The following is a 16,479-nucleotide window of genomic DNA, read 5'->3' on the forward strand; positions in this document are numbered from 1 at the left end:
GACGACCCCGACATCCCGACTACGGTGCCGCACGGAGCGGCCCCGACCGGCCCCGGCCCGGAGTCGCCCACTCTACCGGGCCAGGAATCCGGAGGTCAGTGCTCCGCTGAGGAGTGGTCAGCCGACGGCTCTGCCGAGGTGACCAGTTCCGTGAGTACGCCGTGGCAGTCCTTGGGGTGGAGGAAGGTGATCCGGGAGCCCATGGAGCCGATCCGCGGCTGGTCGTAGAGGACCCGGACGCCCTTGCCGCGAATGGCCTCGGCGTCCCCGTCGACATCCGCCGTACCGAAGGCGATGTGGTGCACGCCTTCGCCGTTCTTGGCGAGCCACTTGCCCACCGCCGAGTCCTCCCGGGTCGGCTCCAGGAGCTGGAGGTACGAGGCCCCGCCGTCCGAGGTGTCGTTGATCTTGAGCATGGCCTCGCGGACGCCCTGCTCCTCGTTGACCTCGGAGTGGAAGACCTCGAAACCGTACGTGGCACGGTAGAACTCGACAGTCTTGTCCAGGTCGAAACAGGCGATCCCGATGTGGTCGATTCGCGTCAGCATGCCTCCAGTGCAGCGCCGCGAGGGTGGTTACGCAACGTGCGGGCCGTCACACCGACTGGCCGGTGACCCGGTGGGCCGCCGCTCAGTACATTGGCGGTAAACCCTCGTTCACTTCTCTTCCCAAGGGGCCGTGCCTCATGTCTGGAACGACCGGTACCACTTCAGTGATCGTCGCGGGCGCCCGCACGCCGATGGGTCGCCTGCTCGGCTCGCTCAAGTCCTTCTCGGGCGCGGAGCTCGGCGGCTTCGCCATCAAGGCGGCCCTCGACCGGGCCGGCATCGGCGGCGACCAGGTCCAGTACGTGATCATGGGCCAGGTGCTCCAGGCGGGCGCCGGCCAGATCCCCGCCCGCCAGGCCGCGGTCAAGGCCGGCATCCCGATGGGCGTCCCGGCCCTCACCATCAACAAGGTGTGTCTGTCGGGTCTCGACGCCATCGCGCTCGCCGACCAGCTGATCCGCGCCGGTGAGTTCGACGTGGTCGTCGCCGGCGGTCAGGAGTCGATGACCAACGCCCCGCACGTGCTGCCGAAGTCCCGCGAGGGCTTCAAGTACGGCGCCATCGAGATGCTCGACTCCATGGCGTACGACGGCCTCACCGACGCCTTCGAGGGCGTCGCCATGGGCGAGTCCACGGAGAAGCACAACACCCGCCTGGGCATCAAGCGCCCCGAGCAGGACGAGATCGCCGCGCTCTCGCACCAGCGCGCCGCCGCCGCCCAGAAGAACGGCATCTTCGAGGCCGAGATCACCCCGGTCGAGATCCCGCAGCGCAAGGGCGAGCCGGTCGTCTTCTCCAAGGACGAGGGCATCCGCGCGGAGACCACCGCCGAGTCCCTCGGCAAGCTCCGCCCGGCCTTCGCCAAGGACGGCACCATCACCGCCGGCACCTCCTCGCAGATCTCGGACGGCGCCGCCGCCGTCGTCGTGATGAGCAAGGCCAAGGCCGAGGAGCTGGGCCTGGAGTGGATCGCCGAGATCGGCGCCCACGGCAACGTGGCGGGCCCGGACAACTCGCTCCAGTCGCAGCCGTCGAACGCGATCCAGCACGCCCTCAAGAAGGACGGCCTGACCGTAGAGGACCTCGACCTCATCGAGATCAACGAGGCCTTCGCCGCGGTCGCCGTGCAGTCAATGAAGGACCTCGGCGTCACCCCCGAGAAGGTGAACGTCAACGGTGGCGCCATCGCCCTCGGTCACCCGATCGGCATGTCCGGCGCCCGTGTGGTGCTGCACCTGGCCCTGGAGCTCAAGCGGCGCGGCGGCGGCATCGGCGCGGCCGCGCTGTGCGGCGGCGGCGGTCAGGGTGACGCGCTGATCATCCGCGTCTCCGGCAAGTAAGTCACCTCGGCAAGGTCAGGCAAGGAGCTCTGCACATGGTGGACGTCCCCGCTCTGGTCACCCAGGCACGGGAGGGCAGGCCGCGGGCCGTGGCCCGGCTGATCTCGCTCGTGGAGGGGGCGTCCCCGCAGCTGCGCGAGGTGATGGCGACGCTCGCGCCGCTCACCGGCGGCGCGTACGTGGTGGGCCTGACGGGTTCGCCCGGCGTCGGCAAGTCCACGTCGACGTCCGCGCTGGTCTCCGCCTACCGGCGGGCGGGCAAGCGGGTCGGCGTCCTGGCCGTCGATCCGTCCTCGCCGTTCAGCGGGGGAGCGCTCCTCGGCGACCGGGTCCGGATGTCGGAGCACGCCTCCGACCCGGGCGTCTACATCCGCTCCATGGCGACCCGGGGCCACCTGGGCGGTCTCGCCTGGTCCGCCCCGCAGGCCATCCGCGTCCTGGACGCGGCCGGCTGCGAGGTGATCCTCGTGGAGACCGTCGGCGTCGGGCAGTCGGAGGTCGAGATCGCCTCCCAGGCCGACACCTCGGTCGTCCTGCTCGCGCCGGGCATGGGCGACGGGATCCAGGCCGCGAAGGCGGGCATCCTGGAGATCGGTGACGTGTACGTGGTGAACAAGGCCGACCGGGACGGTGCGGACGCCACCGCCCGCGAGCTCAACCACATGCTGGGCCTGGGCGAGGCGCGCGGTCCCGGTGACTGGCGGCCGCCGATCGTGAAGACGGTCGCGGCACGGGGCGAGGGCATCGACGAGGTCGTGGAGGCCCTGGAGAAGCACCGCGCCTGGATGGAGGAGCACGGGGTCCTGGCGGAGCGCCGCCGGTCCCGTGCCGCGCGCGAGGTCGAGACCATCGCGGTCACGGCCCTGCGCGAGCGGATCGGCGATCTGCACGGCGACCGGCGTCTGGACGCGCTCGCGGAGCGGATCGTGGCCGGCGAGCTCGACCCGTACGCGGCCTCGGACGAGCTGGTCGCGAGCCTGACGGGCACCTGAGCACGTACGCGGTCGCCGGTACGTACACACGTACCGGCGACCGCGTACGTACAGACGAGGAAGGGCCTCCCCGGACGACCGGGGAGGCCCTTCCTCGTCAGACGGTCACGGCTTGCCGCGCCGTCCGCGCAGCTGGTCCGCGACCGGCTTCAGGGACTCGCGCAGGCCGCCGAGCGCCTCCGGGCCGATCTGGTCGATGAAGTGCTTGCGCACCGACTCGACGTGGTGCGGGGCGACCTTGTGCATGGTCTCCATGCCCGCGTCGGTGAGCACGGCGTACAGTCCGCGCCGGTCGGACTCGCAGTTCTCGCGCCGGACGAGTCCGGCGTTCTCCATGCGGGTGATCTGGTGCGAGAGCCGGCTCTTCGACTGGAGGGTGGCAGCCGCCAGGTCGCTCATGCGCAGCCGCCGCTCCGCCGACTCCGAGAGGTTCACGAGGATCTCGTAGTCGTTCATCGTCAGGCCGAAGGGCTGGAGGTCCCGCTCCAGCTGGTACGTCAGCATCCTCTGGACGTCCAGGAATGTGCGCCACGCACACTGCTCGGCGTCGGTGAGCCACGGGGTGGCGGTCTCGGTCTCCATATATGGATTCTACCTAAGAAGTTGAATACTTGACGAAGTTTGGGAGCGCGCGTTCGAAGACGTCACACTCCGCAGACTACCGCTCACAGACCGAAGCGCCGCTGAAGGTCCCCGAGCTGGCCGGGAAGGCGCGGTACCGAGCCTGGCACACCCTGGCCGGAACCGGGCGCTCCATGCCCGCCCGGCACGCCTGCCTGCGCCGGCGGCCCACCGATCGCCCGGTCCGCCATCAGCAGCTCCGTCGACTGGAGCAGGACCGTGCCCGCGCCCACGAACTCGAACTGGTGCTCCTCGCCCGAGGTGCCGCCGATGCCCGTCAGGGCCCGAACGCCGCCCATCACGCCCGTCATGTAGCCGTGGTCGTAGTGGTGGCACGGGGAGGGGCAGTCGGCCCAGCCGACCAGCGCCTGCGGGTCCACCCGCATCGGCGGCTCCATGAAGACCACCGGGCCGTTCAACGCGGCCACGAACTTGCCCGTGCCGATCAGCGTCACGAAGCCCGGCACGATCGACTGCTTCAGCGCGAGCGTGGGCTGGTAGGCGAGGAGGTTCCCGGAACGGATCGTCAGGTTGCCCTGGTCCAGGTCGAACGAGTTCACGTCGAAGGCCCGGTCCGCGAGCAGCATCTTCCCGCTGCCCTCGGCCACCACCCAGTCGCTCGCGTGCAGCGGCGAGTGGAACGACGTACGGACCAGGCGGTCCAGCCGCCCGTGCCCGATGCCGTTGAACTCGATCCGCCCGTAGTAGGCGATCATCTTGCCCTTCTGCAGGAACCACTGGGAGCCCTTGAGCTCCACGCAGAAGGTGTACGGGTTCACGTTGTCGTCCGACGGCAGGGTCGTCGGATCATGGATCACCGGGGTGCTCACAGCTTCTCCTCCGAGGCCTGGACGTAGACGGCGCCGCTGCCGCTCAGCTCCAGCTGGAACGCCTCGCCCGAGCCGCGCCCCACCATGTCGCGCCAGCCGAGCGCGGTGGAGAGCTTGTTCCGTACGTCGCCGTGGTGGGCCACGTACGCCTGCGGGTCCACATGGACCGGGCGGCCCGGGGCGATCGGCAGCTCGATGACCCCGCCGTGCGCCATGACCGCCACCGCGCCGTGGCCCTTCAGGGTGGTGGTGAAGAGGCCCTGGCCGGTCACCTGGCCGCGGACCATGCCCATGACCCCGCCCTGCGAGCCCATGAACATCGTGCCCTGCTCCAGGGTGCCGTCGAAGGCGAGCAGCCGGTCGGCCTCCACGTACAGGGTGTCGCCCGTCAGGCCGATCACCTGGATGTGGTGGCCGCCGTGCCCGAACATCACCGTGCCGTTGCCCTCGACGGTCATCAGCGGCGTCGCCTCGCCGGCCACGCGGCGGCCGATCATCGACATCACGCCGCCCTGACCGCCCGCCATGTTCGGCGTGAAAGTGACGTCGCCGCGGTACGCGAGCATCGCGCCGCGCTGACTGAACATCCGCTGCCCGGGGACGACGGTCGCCTCGACCATCTTCGAGTTGATCTCGCGGAACGGCATCAGACGTCGCCCCCGATCGTGTTCCGCTCGCTCGGCTGGACGTACACGAGGCCGTCCCCCTCGAAGCGGATCTGGAAGGCCTCGCCGCCGCCCTCGCCCATGAGGGTGCGGAAGGTCACACCCGACTGGAAGTGCTGCTGGAGGTTGCCCTGGTGCGCGAGGTACGCGCCCGGGTCGACCTGGAGCGGGTACTGCGGGGTCACCCGCAGCACCACCGCCGGGCCGTCGGACATGATCGCGGCCTGCCCGGTGCCCTCGACGGTCGTGGTGAAGAGGCCGTTGCCGGTCGCTCCGCCGCGCAGCCCCGTGAAGGTGGTGCCGGTGCGCAGCCCCGCGTCGGTGCAGAGCAGATTGCTCGCCTCGACCCAGAGCTTGTCGCCGTGCAGGGAGACGAGGTTGATCTCGGAGGCCCGGTCGGCGAACCAGCAGGTCCCCTGGCCGCGTACCTCCATCACCTCCATCTGCTCACCCGTGAGCCGGCGGGTGACCATGCCGCGCAGGCCCTCACCGCCGCCGCTCATCTTCTTGAACGCCATCTGGCCGTCGTAGGCGACCATCGAGCCGTTCTTCGCCTTGACGGCGTCGCCGGTGATGGAGACGGCGAGCACTTTGCTGCCTTGGAGTCGGAACGTTGCCACCCGCTGAAGGTACTGGGGACCCGGATAAAGAGACAGCAAAGTCGGCGTGCACAATGGACGGGCCCTTGTGCATCCGTTCACAAGATCGAACGAAGGTGACCCCCTCCGTGGACATCAAGACCGCTTCCTCCCTCCACCGGCTCCGGCTCGTCTCCGCGCCGGAGGCCGTCTCGTTCCTGCTCCTGCTGGTCTGCTCGGTGCTCAAGCGGACGACGGACTTCAACGCGGTGCCGGTCATGGGTGCGATCCACGGCGTGCTGTTCATCCTCTACGTCCTCTTCTGGCTGGACGCCTGGAACCGCACCAAGTGGAGCTTCGGGACCGCCGCCCTCTACTTCGTCCTCTCGGTGCTGCCGCTCGGCGGCTTCTACGCCGAGCGGAAGCTGAAGCGCGAGGCCGAGAACGCGGTCATCGCCTCCCGCGCCCGCGCCGCGGCCGCCGAAGGCGCGGTGAAGGCGTGATCGTCGCCTTCTCGGTCACCCCGCTGGGTGTGGGGGAAGAGGTCGGCGAGTACGTCGCCGACGCCGTCCGGGTCGTCCGCGAGTCCGGGCTCCCGAACCGCACCGACGCCATGTTCACCTCGATCGAGGGCGAGTGGGACGAGGTCATGGACGTCGTGAAGCGTGCCGTCGCCGCCGTCGAGGCCCGCGCACCGCGCGTCTCGGTCGTCATGAAGGCCGACATCCGTCCCGGTGTGACGGACGGTCTGACCTCGAAGGTCGAGACGGTGGAGCGCCACCTCGGCGCCTGACGCCCCCGCCCGAACCGGCGTAGCCCCCGGCCCTCCTTCTGGGCCGGGGGCTTCTTGTCGTCCCACCGGTTGAGCGAGTGCTCAAAATCGGCTACCTTCACTCGCGGCGCAGTTTTGAGCAGTCGCTCAAAATGCCGGATGGGCGGGGGAACAGTCATGGGTCTCTACATCGAGACACACGTGCGCGCGGACCTGGAGACGCTCTGGGAACGCACGCAGGAACCCGACCGGCACCAGCGGTGGGACCTGCGGTTCACGGAGATCTCCTACCTCCCGCGCGCCGAGGGGGAACCCCAGCACTTCCGCTACGCGACCCGCGTCCTGCCCTTCCTGGCCGTCGCCGGCACCGGTGTCTCCGCGGGGGAGCGCCACCGGGCCGGCGGCGACCGGGTCTCCGCCCTCCGCTTCTCCTCGTCCCACCCGCTGTCGCTCCTCGCCGAGGGCAGCGGCTACTGGCGGTACGTCCCCACCTCCGACGGCATCCGCTTCCTCACCGGCTATGACTACCGGCCCCGCTGGGGCCGCTTCGGCCGTGTCGCCGACCGGCTCGTCTTCCGGCCCCTCATGGGCTGGGCCACCGCCTGGTCCTTCGACCGGCTGCGGCTCTGGTGCGAGCGGGGCGTCACCCCGGAGCGCTCCCGCGACCGCTGGCTCCTCGAACTCGCCGCCCGGATCCTGCTCGTGGCCGTGCCGTGGATCGCCACCGCCCTGCCGCTGGGCCTCGTGTCGCTCGCCGCCGTCCCGCTCACCGTCCTCGGACTCGCCGCCGCCGTCCTCGTACCGCCCTCGTCCCGCGCCCCCGCGGCCCGCCGCTGTCTGCGCACCGCGCCCGACCGCAGCCGGGAGCCCCGGCTCCTCGCCACCCTGAAGCCCGCCCTGGAGCAGTCGTGACCTCGATCTTCCGTACGGCCATGGGGGACGCGGCCTTCGAGCGGCTGCACCCGGAGCTCCAGCGGCGCTTCTCGGTGGGGCTCGTGAGCGGGGAGCTGTGCGTCGGGCGCGGTGTCATGGACCGGATCTGGCACGGCCGGGCCGTCGTGAAGCCGTTCCTCGCCGTCGGTGGGCTGCGGAACATCCTGCTGCCCCGCACCGGCCGCGACGTCCCCTTCACCATCGAGAACGTGCCGTACCTGGACTCGTACGGGCGCGAGACCGTCACCTTCGTCCGGACCTTCGCCCTGCCCGGCGGACCCCGGCGCTTCGACGCCACCATGGTCCACAGCCCCGAGCGCGACTGCGTCCTCGACTACCTCGGCACCCACCAGCACCTCGCCAGCGATCTGCACATGTCCGCCGAGCCGGACGGCTCGCTCCTCATCCGCTCCGGCGAACACCGCTTCCGCGAGGGCCCGTTGGATGTGCGCGTCCCCGAGCTGGTCGGCGGCCGCGCCGAGGTGCGCGAGTCCTTCGACGAGCGCACCGGCCGCTTCCGCATCGACGTGCGGGTGGTGAACCGGTACTTCGGCCCGCTCTTCGGCTACGAGGGGTCGTTCACCGCCGAGTACGCCGACGTAGGCTCCCACGGGGTGCGCGCGGGGCTGCGCCCAGTGCGCGAGGAGGTACGGGCGTGAGTGCGGAGACCGCGATCGGGAAGGCCGCCGGCGGCGCGAAGGGGCAGGACGCCCGCAGCCAGGAGACCCGGGAGAAGCTGCTCGAAGGCGCCCTGCGGACCCTCGTCGAGCAGGGCATCACCAAGGCCTCCGCCCGGGCCATCGCGACCACCGCCGGGGTGAACCAGGCCCTCGTCTTCTACCACTTCGGTTCCGTGGACGAGCTGCTCGCCGCGGCCTGCCGGCACGGCGCCGAGCAGCGGGTCGCCCGCCACCGCGAGCGGCTGGGCGCGGTCACGAGTCTCACCGAGCTGCTCGCCTTCGGGCGCGAGCTGCACGAGGAGGAGCGGGCGGCCGGTCACGTCGCCTTCCTCGGGCAGCTGCTCGCCGGCGCGCAGGCGCACCCCCGGCTCGTGCCGGCCACGGCCGCCGGGCTCGACCTGTGGATCGCCGAGATCGAACAGGTCCTCGTCCGGGTCCTCGCGGGGACCCCGCTCGCCGAGTTCACCGACCCCGCCGGGCTCGCCCGCGCGGTCGGCGCCTCCTTCGTCGGCCTCGAACTGTACGAGGGCGTCGACCCCGCCGGCGCGGAGGCGGCCTTCGCGGCCCTTGAGCAGCTCGGCGCCCTGATGGCAGCTGTGGAGGAGCTGAACCCCGTCGCCCGAAGGGCCGTCACGTACACGCTCCGGCGGCAGAGCGGCCGTATGCGGTAAGACCAACCCACTCGGAGTACTCCAGTCGACACGCCGATCGTTTGCCCCTTTCGTTGGGTTATCGACTCGTTCGACGACAGCTGGAGGCACCGTGCGGTCGGGAGGCTACGACTACGACACCTACAGCCGACTCGCCGGTCCGCTCACGGAGCCGGACCCGGTGGCCTACCAGGTGCAGTACCGGAGTCTGCTCTCGAAGGAGCCGCACCGAATACGCGCCGTCCTCCTCATGAGCCTCGCGCCGATCCTGTCGGCGCTGCTCCTCGCGTATCTCGTCTGGCCCAGCCACTGGACCGTCCGCGAGGGCGGCGACCGCCGGCTCGTCCACCTCGACACCGTGATGCTCGTGTCGATCGGTCTCATCTGCTTCTTCATGCTGGTGAACGTCACGTCGATCGCCCACGCCACGATGGTCGCCCGCGACCCGATACCCGTGTACGCCGAGAACGGCACCCGCGTCGCCTTCCTCACCACGTACGTCCCGGGCAAGGAACCGCTCGCCATGGTCCGCGCCACCCTCGAAGGCGCCACCGGACTGCGGCACGCCGGGCACCTCGACGTCTGGCTCCTCGACGAGGGCGACTCCGCCGAGGCCAAGGCGCTCTGCGCCGAGCTGGGCGTCCGCCACTTCACCCGCGCCGGCGTCCCCGAGTGGAACCGCAGGAAGGGCGTCCACAGGGCGAGGACCAAGCACGGCAACTACAACGCCTGGCTCGCCGTGCACGGCGACGACTACGACTACTTCGCCTCCGTGGACACCGACCACGTCCCGCTCCCCAACTTCCTGGAGCGGATGCTCGGCTACTTCCGCGACCCCGACGTCGCCTTCGTCGTCGGACCGCAGGTGTACGGCAACTACACCAACATCGTCACCAAGGCCGCCGAGTCCCAGCAGTTCCTCTTCCACGCCCTCATCCAGCGCGCCGGGAACCGTTATCACGCGCCCATGTTCGTCGGCACGAACAACGTCGTCCGGATCTCCGCCCTCAAGCAGATCGGCGGCCTGTACGACTCGGTCACCGAGGACATGGCCACCGGCTTCGAACTGCACCGCAGGAAGAACCCGCGCACCGGCCACTACTGGCGCTCCGTCTACACCCCCGACGTCCTCGCGGTCGGCGAGGGCCCGGCCTCCTGGACGGACTTCTTCACCCAGCAGCTCCGCTGGTCCCGGGGCACGTACGAGACGATCGTCAAGCAGTACTGGAAGACGCCCTTCCGCACCCCGCCGGGCCGCTTCCTCAACTACACCCTGATGCTCGTCTACTACCCGATGACGGCCGTCAACTGGCTCCTGGGCATCCTCAGCAGCGTCCTCTACCTCTGGCTCGGCGCCTCGGGCACCCAGGTCTCCACGTCCGTCTGGCTGATGATCTACAGCGACGCCGTCGCCCTCCAGATCGGCCTCTACCTGTGGAACCGGCGGCACAACGTCTCGCCCCACGAACCCGAGGGCTCCGGCGGCCTCGCCGGCATGGCGATGTCCGCGTTCTCCGCCCCCATCTACCTCAAGTCCCTCGGCTCGGCGGTCCTCCGCACCCGCGGCCGCTTCGTCGTCACGCCCAAGGGCGGCGAGGCCAGCCCCGACGGGATCCCGACCTTCCGCATCCACCTCTGCTGGGCGGCGATCCTCATCGCCTCGCTCGCGGCCTCCGTCCACTTCGGGCACACCCACGCGGCCATGCTCACCTGGGCTTCGCTCGCCCTGGTCATCGCGCTCGCCCCGATCTCCCTCTGGGCCGTCACGACCCTCCGGGCACGGCGCGTCCTGCGCGTCCGCGCACACGCCCGTGCCCGCGTCCGGGCCCGCGGTCTCGCCGACGCCCGCGAAGGGGTCGAGGCCGTCACGACGGGCGTCCCCCCGCACCCGCCCGCCCCCTCCACCCCCGCCCCCACGACGACCGGAGGGAACTGAGCCATGGCCCACCGGCCGTCGAAGAAGTTCAGGAAGACTCTGCTCGGCAGCGGAGCGGTGCTGGTCCTCGCGGCGCTCAACGCCCCCGCCGCCGTCTCCTTCGCCGAGGAGAAGTACCACGCGTACAAGATCGCCCAGCCCGGCTACCAGCGGGAGTTCGGCTCCTGGGCCGAGGTCGCGGTCCCCGACCGGTACCGCATCAACGCCATCCACGCGGCCCTGCTGCACACCGGCAAGGTGCTGCTGATCGCCGGCTCCGGCAACAGCCAGAAGAACTTCGACGCGGGGACCTTCGAGACCGTCCTCTGGGACCCGGTCGAGAACACCTTCAAGAAGATCCCCACCCCCGTGGACTTCTTCTGCTCCGGCCACAGCCAGCTCCCCGACGGCCGGCTGCTCGTCGCCGGCGGCACCGCCCGCTACGAGGTCCTCGACGGCGAGGTCAAGAAGGCCGGCGGCGGCATGCGGGTCAAGAACGAGAGCCCCGACCAGGCGGTCACCCTCAAGAAGGGCACCGTCTTCCGCTCCCCGTCCGGGGTCGAGTACGTCTCCAAGGTCGACGTCACCGTCCCCAAGGCCAAGCGCGAGTTCGAGATCTCGTACTTCGAGAGCGGCCAGATGAAACCGTGGAAGACCAAGGTCACCGCCGCCGAGACCCGGGTCTTCGTCGAGGCCCGCAAGGAGGGCGTGCAGGCCCTGACCACCGAGGCCGCGCAGTACGAGGTCGTCGGCCTCAAGGGCGATGCCGCCGACGACGTCTACGGCCTCGCGCAGAAGCTCACCACCGAGAAGCAGGACTTCCAAGGCATCAAGGGCGCCTACGAGTTCGACCCGAAGGCCGAGAAGTACATCCCGGTAGCCCCCATGAAGGACGCCCGCTGGTACCCCACCCTCGTCACCCTCGACGACGGCAGGGTCCTCGCCGTCTCCGGACTCAACGACGTCGGCGACGTCGTCCCCGGCGACAACGAGATCTACGACCCCGCGACCAAGAAGTGGTCCAAGGGCCCCTTCCGCTACTTCCCCACCTACCCCTCCCTCTTCCTCACCAAGGGCGGCCGGCTCCTCTACACCGGCTCCAACGCCGGATACGGCCCCGCCGAGAAGGGCCGCGAACCGGGCCTGTGGGACCTGGAGAAGAACTCCTTCACCAAGCTCGGCGGGCTCACCGACCCCGACCAGCTGGAGACCTCCGCCTCCCTGATGCTGCCCCCCGCCCAGAACCAGAAGGTCATGGTCCTCGGCGGCGGCGGGGTCGGCGAGTCGTCCAGGTCCACCCCCCGCACCTCCATCGTGGACCTCTCCAAGGACAGCCCCGTCTTCACCGACGGGCCGACGCTCCCGCAGGGCACCCGCTACCTCAGCAGCGTCCTGCTGCCCGACGACACCGTCTTCACCACCGGCGGCTCCGAGGACTATCGGGGCCGCAGCGGCAGCGACATCCTCAAGGCGCAGTTCTACGACCCGCGGAGCAACGCCTTCACCGAGGCCGCCGAACCCACCGTCGGCCGCAACTACCACTCCGAGGCGCTGCTGCTGCCCGACGGCCGGGTCGCCACCTTCGGCTCGGACCCGCTCTTCGACGACAAGGACAACACCAGGCTCGGCACCTTCGAGCAGCGCGTCGAGGTCTTCACCCCGCCCTACCTCCACAAGGCCGGCGCCGACCGGCCCGTCCTGGGGGAGGGCCCGCAGGAACTCGACCAGAACGGCCGCGCCACCTTCAAGACCAGGGACGCCGGCCGGATCACCGAGGCCCGGCTCATGCGGCCCAGCGCCGTCACCCACACCACCGACGTGGAACAGCGCTCGGTGGAGCTCGGCCTGACGAGCAGCCAGAACGGGACGACGGTCACCGTCGACGTACCGCAGGACCGGACCCTCGTACCGCCCGGCTGGTACATGCTCTTCGTCACCGACGCGAACGGCATCCCGTCCGAGGCGAAGTGGATCCAGGTGGGGTGACCGACCCGGCTAACCCTTGGCGCGCCGGGCCAGGCCCAGGGCGTACTCCGGCCACCAGGTCCCGGCGGCCGGGCCGCCCCGGCACGGGCCGTCCGAGTCGCCGGGGCGCTTGATCCACAGATACGCGTCGACCAGGTCGTCCCCGGTCCGGTCCGTCGGCGGTACGCCGAGGGCCCGGCCCGGCGGATTGCACCAGGCCTCCGCCCGGTCGCCCGGGAGGGGGCCGTCGCCGTTGCGGCTGGTGTCCACGGTGAAGTGGGTGCCGCCGAGCAGCCCGGAGAGCGTGGCGCCGAAGCCGTTCACCGTGTCGTTCGTCTGGAAGTTGGAGACGTTGAGCGCGAAGCCGTCCGCGCGGGCGACACCGGCCCGGCGCAGCGGCTCCACCAGCTTCCCCGGATCGTCGATCCAGGCCGGATTGCCCGCGTCCAGATAGACCCGGGTGCGGTGCTGCCGCTTGAGCCGCTCGATCGCCTCGGCGAGCAGCCGGAACCGCTCGTCGTGGTACTGGCCCGGGGTGCAGCCGTCCACGATGTGCGGCACCGCGTCCGGCTCCAGGACGACGATCGCGGAGGACTCCCCGAGCGCCGTGGCGAAGGAGTCGATCCAGTTCCGGTAGGCCTGCGCGTCGTGCGAGCCGCCCGCCGAGTACATGCCGCAGTCGCGGTGCGGGATGTTGTACGCGACGAAGACGGCCGTACGGTTCTCCGCCGCCGCGCCCCGGACCGCCCGCGTGATCTCCGGTACGGGATCGTCGCCGGCCGGCCAGTCCGCGACCGGCCGGTCCGCGATCCGCTTCAGGATCCGGGCGTCCTCGGTCCTGCCCTGCGCCTCGTACCGGCGCACCTGCTTGGCCGCGTCGCTCTCCGGGTCGACCCAGAACGGGGAGCCGCTCGTGGGGGCCGCCTCGCCGCGCGTGGACGGCGGGCCGACGGGGCCCTTCGGGGGCTCGTCCTCGCCGCACCCGGTCAGGAGCAGTGCGGAGACGAGGGTCAGGGCGACGGCGGTGACGGTGCGGCGGGACATCCGGCCCCCAGGGTCGGGTACGGCGGGTACGTCTGCGGTGGCCCGTACCGATGCGATGACGGGTGCCGACGGCTGGGACAAGTCGGGCCATCGTGACATGGCGGTCAATCGGTCCCGGGCTGCGACACCGCGATGGCCGGCGGGGTCCGCTCGTGCGGCACCTGGTGGCCGTACCGCGGGGCGACCGAGGGACGAGACGGGGCTGACCGTCATGTTCCCCATGGGTAAGGTCGACGCGTGCCGAAGCCGCTCAGTCTCCCCTTCGACCCCATCGCCCGCGCCGACGAACTCTGGCAGAAGCGCTGGGGCCCGGTCCCCTCGATGGCCGCGATCACCTCGATCATGCGCGCCCACCAGATCCTCCTCGCGGAGGTCGACGCCGTCGTGAAGCCGTACGGGCTGACCTTCGCGCGGTACGAGGCCCTGGTCCTGCTCACCTTCTCGAAGGCGGGCGAGCTGCCGATGTCCAAGATCGGCGAGCGGTTGATGGTCCACCCCACCTCCGTGACGAACACGGTGGACCGGCTCGTGAAGTCCGGTCTGGTCGACAAGCGGCCGAACCCCAACGACGGCCGCGGAACGCTGGCCTCCATCACCGACAAGGGCCGTGAGGTGGTCGAGGCCGCCACCCGCGACTTGATGGATATGGAGTTCGGCCTCGGGGCGTACGACGCGGAGGAGTGCGCCGAGATCTTCGCGATGCTGCGTCCGCTGCGGGTCGCGGCGGACGACTTCGAGGAGAAGTAGGCGCTCGCGCCGCGAGGGCCGACCCGCGCGAAGATCGCCCGGAACGTGCCGTTACGCTCGACGGCATGAAATCCAGCGTGCTGACCCGTTACCGCGTCATGGCGTACATCACCGCCGTCATGCTGCTCGTGCTGTGCACCTGCATGGTCTTCAAGTACGGGTTCGACATGGGCGAGGACGTGACCTTCGCGGTCTCCCAGGCCCACGGTGTCCTCTACATCATCTACCTCGTCTTCGCCTTCGACCTGGGCTCCAAGGCCCGCTGGCCGTTCGGGAAGCTGCTCTGGGTCCTGCTCTCGGGCACCATCCCCTTCGCCGCGTTCTTCGTCGAGCGCAAGGTCGTCGCCGAGACGCTTCCGCTGATCAGCGGCGCGCGGCCGGAGCCGGTCAAGGCCTGACACGGACCCCCGCACTGATGTGCGGGGGTTTCCCATCGACATTTACTAGGACGTCCTAGTAAATTCGAAGCATGGACGCTGACGCCATCGAGGAAGGCCGCCGTCGCTGGCAGGCCCGTTACGACAAGGCCCGCAAGCGGGACGCCGACTTCACCACGCTCTCCGGCGACGCCGTCGAGCCCGTCTACGGGCCCCGGCCCGGCGACACGTACGAGGGGTTCGAGCGCATCGGCTGGCCCGGCGAGTACCCCTACACCCGGGGACTCCACGCGACCGGCTACCGGGGCCGGACCTGGACCATCCGCCAGTTCGCCGGCTTCGGCAACGCGGAGCAGACCAACGAGCGCTACAAGATGATCCTGGCCGCCGGCGGCGGCGGCCTCTCCGTCGCCTTCGACATGCCCACCCTCATGGGCCGGGACTCCGACGACCCCCGCGCCCTCGGCGAGGTCGGCCACTGCGGTGTCGCCATCGACTCCGCCGCCGACATGGAGGTCCTGTTCAAGGACATCCCGCTCGGCGACGTCACCACGTCGATGACCATCTCCGGCCCCGCCGTGCCCGTCTTCTGCATGTACCTGGTCGCCGCCGAGCGCCAGGGCGTCGACCCGGCCGTGCTCAACGGCACGCTCCAGACCGACATCTTCAAGGAGTACATCGCGCAGAAGGAGTGGCTCTTCGAGCCCGAGCCCCATCTGCGTCTCATCGGCGACCTGATGGAGCACTGCGCGCAGGGCATCCCCGCGTACAAGCCGCTCTCCGTCTCCGGCTACCACATCCGCGAGGCCGGGGCGACGGCCGCGCAGGAGCTCGCGTACACCCTCGCCGACGGCTTCGGCTACGTCGAGCTCGGCCTCAGCCGCGGCCTGGACGTGGACGTCTTCGCCCCCGGCCTCTCCTTCTTCTTCGACGCGCACCTCGACTTCTTCGAGGAGATCGCCAAGTTCCGCGCCGCCCGCCGGATCTGGGCGCGCTGGATGAAGGAGGTCTACGGCGCCAAGACCGACAAGGCCCAGTGGCTCCGCTTCCACACCCAGACCGCCGGTGTCTCCCTCACCGCCCAGCAGCCGTACAACAACGTCGTCCGCACCGCGGTCGAGGCCCTCTCCGCCGTCCTCGGCGGCACCAACTCCCTCCACACCAACGCCCTCGACGAGACCCTCGCGCTCCCCAGCGAGCAGGCCGCCGAGATCGCGCTCCGCACCCAGCAGGTGCTGATGGAGGAGACCGGCGTCGCCAACGTCGCCGACCCGCTGGGCGGCTCCTGGTACGTCGAGCAGCTCACCGACCGCATCGAGGCCGACGCCGAGAAGATCTTCGACCAGATCAGGGAGCGCGGCCGCCGCGCCCACCCGGACGGCCGGCACCCCATCGGGCCGATCACCTCCGGCATCCTGCGCGGCATCGAGGACGGCTGGTTCACCGGCGAGATCGCCGAGTCCGCCTTCCAGTACCAGCGGTCCCTGGAGAAGGGCGACAAGCGGGTCGTCGGCGTCAACGTCCACCACGGCTCCGTCACCGGCGACCTGGAGATCCTGCGGGTCAGCCACGAGGTCGAGTGGGAGCAGGTCAGGGTCCTCGGCGAGCGCAAGGAGCGCCGTGACGACGCCAAGGTCCGCGCCTCGATCGACGCGATGCTCACCGCCGCCCGGGACGGCTCGAACATGATCGCCCCGATGCTGGAGGCCGTACGCGCCGAGGCCACCCTCGGCGAGATCTGCGACGCGCTGCGCGACGAGTGGGGCGTCTACACGGAGCCCCCGGGCTTCTGATCCTCTGCCGGGCGAGAGGGGCGGTACGG

18 protein-coding genes are annotated in these 16,479 nt (G+C 70.5%); 12 read left to right on the forward strand and 6 right to left on the reverse strand.

Annotated elements, in window-relative coordinates:
• Positions 1–95: 95 nt before the first annotated feature.
• Positions 96–548, reverse strand: coding sequence for a methylmalonyl-CoA epimerase (gene mce / locus OG462_RS29650; RefSeq protein WP_030210541.1), 453 nt, complete (start codon positions 546–548; stop codon positions 96–98).
• Between the two features lie 137 nt (positions 549–685).
• Here mce and OG462_RS29655 point away from each other — a divergent pair, with 137 nt between their 5' ends.
• Both OG462_RS29655 and meaB read left to right on the forward strand, forming a co-directional pair.
• A complete protein-coding gene (locus tag OG462_RS29655) occupies positions 686–1,888 on the forward strand; it encodes an acetyl-CoA C-acetyltransferase (protein WP_406062236.1) in 1,203 nt (400 codons plus the stop codon).
• Positions 1,889–1,923: 35 nt separating this feature from the next.
• The gene (gene meaB, locus OG462_RS29660) at positions 1,924–2,880 is read left to right on the forward strand and encodes a methylmalonyl Co-A mutase-associated GTPase MeaB (RefSeq protein ID WP_406062238.1); all 957 of its coding nucleotides are present in this window, start codon (positions 1,924–1,926) and stop codon (positions 2,878–2,880) included.
• 105 nt (positions 2,881–2,985) lie between these two features.
• On the opposite strand, the gene OG462_RS29665 is transcribed toward meaB, so the two are convergent.
• The 4 genes from OG462_RS29665 to OG462_RS29680 all read right to left on the reverse strand — a co-directional run bounded on the left by OG462_RS29665 (position 2,986) and on the right by OG462_RS29680 (position 5,616).
• Positions 2,986–3,462, reverse strand: a complete 477-nt coding sequence (locus tag OG462_RS29665; RefSeq protein WP_406062240.1) for a MarR family winged helix-turn-helix transcriptional regulator — start codon at positions 3,460–3,462, stop codon at positions 2,986–2,988.
• Between the two features lie 83 nt (positions 3,463–3,545).
• The gene (locus OG462_RS29670) at positions 3,546–4,331 is read right to left on the reverse strand and encodes an AIM24 family protein (RefSeq protein WP_406062242.1); all 786 of its coding nucleotides are present in this window, start codon (positions 4,329–4,331) and stop codon (positions 3,546–3,548) included.
• Positions 4,328–4,978 (reverse strand): AIM24 family protein, encoded by a 651-nt coding sequence (locus OG462_RS29675; protein WP_406062244.1) that lies wholly within the window; start codon positions 4,976–4,978, stop codon positions 4,328–4,330. Before OG462_RS29675 ends, OG462_RS29670 begins: the two co-directional genes overlap by 4 nt.
• Positions 4,978–5,616 carry an AIM24 family protein gene (locus tag OG462_RS29680; RefSeq protein WP_406062246.1) on the reverse strand — a complete coding sequence of 213 codons (639 nt, stop codon included), beginning with the start codon at positions 5,614–5,616 and terminating at the stop codon, positions 4,978–4,980. Before OG462_RS29680 ends, OG462_RS29675 begins: the two co-directional genes overlap by 1 nt.
• 107 nt (positions 5,617–5,723) lie before the next feature.
• On the opposite strand from OG462_RS29680, the gene OG462_RS29685 reads away from it, so the two are divergent.
• From OG462_RS29685 to OG462_RS29715, 7 genes are all read left to right on the forward strand, one after another.
• The gene (locus tag OG462_RS29685) at positions 5,724–6,077 is read left to right on the forward strand and encodes a DUF3817 domain-containing protein (protein ID WP_187623214.1); all 354 of its coding nucleotides are present in this window, start codon (positions 5,724–5,726) and stop codon (positions 6,075–6,077) included.
• On the forward strand, positions 6,074–6,367 hold the full coding sequence (locus OG462_RS29690) for an MTH1187 family thiamine-binding protein (protein WP_390486716.1): 294 nt from the start codon (positions 6,074–6,076) through the stop codon (positions 6,365–6,367). The genes OG462_RS29685 and OG462_RS29690 overlap by 4 nt, the downstream gene beginning before the upstream one ends.
• 156 nt (positions 6,368–6,523) lie before the next feature.
• Positions 6,524–7,258: a hypothetical protein gene (locus OG462_RS29695; RefSeq protein WP_406062248.1), complete on the forward strand. Its 735-nt coding sequence runs from the start codon at positions 6,524–6,526 to the stop codon at positions 7,256–7,258.
• Positions 7,255–7,938, forward strand: a complete 684-nt coding sequence (locus OG462_RS29700) for a DUF4166 domain-containing protein (protein ID WP_406062250.1) — start codon at positions 7,255–7,257, stop codon at positions 7,936–7,938. Before OG462_RS29695 ends, OG462_RS29700 begins: the two co-directional genes overlap by 4 nt.
• Positions 7,935–8,630, forward strand: coding sequence for a TetR/AcrR family transcriptional regulator (locus OG462_RS29705; RefSeq protein ID WP_406062251.1), 696 nt, complete (start codon positions 7,935–7,937; stop codon positions 8,628–8,630). The genes OG462_RS29700 and OG462_RS29705 overlap by 4 nt, the downstream gene beginning before the upstream one ends.
• 91 nt (positions 8,631–8,721) lie before the next feature.
• Entirely contained in the window at positions 8,722–10,545 is a 1,824-nt protein-coding gene (locus tag OG462_RS29710) for a glycosyltransferase family 2 protein (RefSeq protein WP_406062253.1), read from the forward strand.
• A 3-nt stretch (positions 10,546–10,548) separates the two neighbouring features.
• Positions 10,549–12,510: a galactose oxidase-like domain-containing protein gene (locus OG462_RS29715; RefSeq protein ID WP_406062254.1), complete on the forward strand. Its 1,962-nt coding sequence runs from the start codon at positions 10,549–10,551 to the stop codon at positions 12,508–12,510.
• A gap of 9 nt (positions 12,511–12,519) precedes the next feature.
• Here the strand turns inward: OG462_RS29715 and OG462_RS29720 are convergent, their stop codons facing one another.
• Positions 12,520–13,533: a glycoside hydrolase family 6 protein gene (locus OG462_RS29720; RefSeq protein WP_406066774.1), complete on the reverse strand. Its 1,014-nt coding sequence runs from the start codon at positions 13,531–13,533 to the stop codon at positions 12,520–12,522.
• Between the two features lie 237 nt (positions 13,534–13,770).
• Between OG462_RS29720 and OG462_RS29725 the strand changes: the two genes are divergently transcribed.
• The 3 genes from OG462_RS29725 to OG462_RS29735 all read left to right on the forward strand — a co-directional run bounded on the left by OG462_RS29725 (position 13,771) and on the right by OG462_RS29735 (position 16,450).
• A complete protein-coding gene (locus OG462_RS29725; protein ID WP_406062256.1) occupies positions 13,771–14,280 on the forward strand; it encodes a MarR family winged helix-turn-helix transcriptional regulator in 510 nt (169 codons plus the stop codon).
• 65 nt (positions 14,281–14,345) lie between these two features.
• On the forward strand, positions 14,346–14,678 hold the full coding sequence (locus OG462_RS29730; RefSeq protein WP_389036696.1) for a DUF3817 domain-containing protein: 333 nt from the start codon (positions 14,346–14,348) through the stop codon (positions 14,676–14,678).
• Between the two features lie 71 nt (positions 14,679–14,749).
• Complete coding sequence (locus OG462_RS29735) at positions 14,750–16,450, forward strand: methylmalonyl-CoA mutase (protein ID WP_406062258.1); 1,701 nt, start codon at positions 14,750–14,752, stop codon at positions 16,448–16,450.
• Positions 16,451–16,479: the final 29 nt, after the last annotated feature.

Origin of the sequence: Streptomyces sp. NBC_01077 (genome assembly GCF_045162855.1) — a bacterium.
GTDB lineage: Bacteria > Actinomycetota > Actinomycetes > Streptomycetales > Streptomycetaceae > Streptomyces.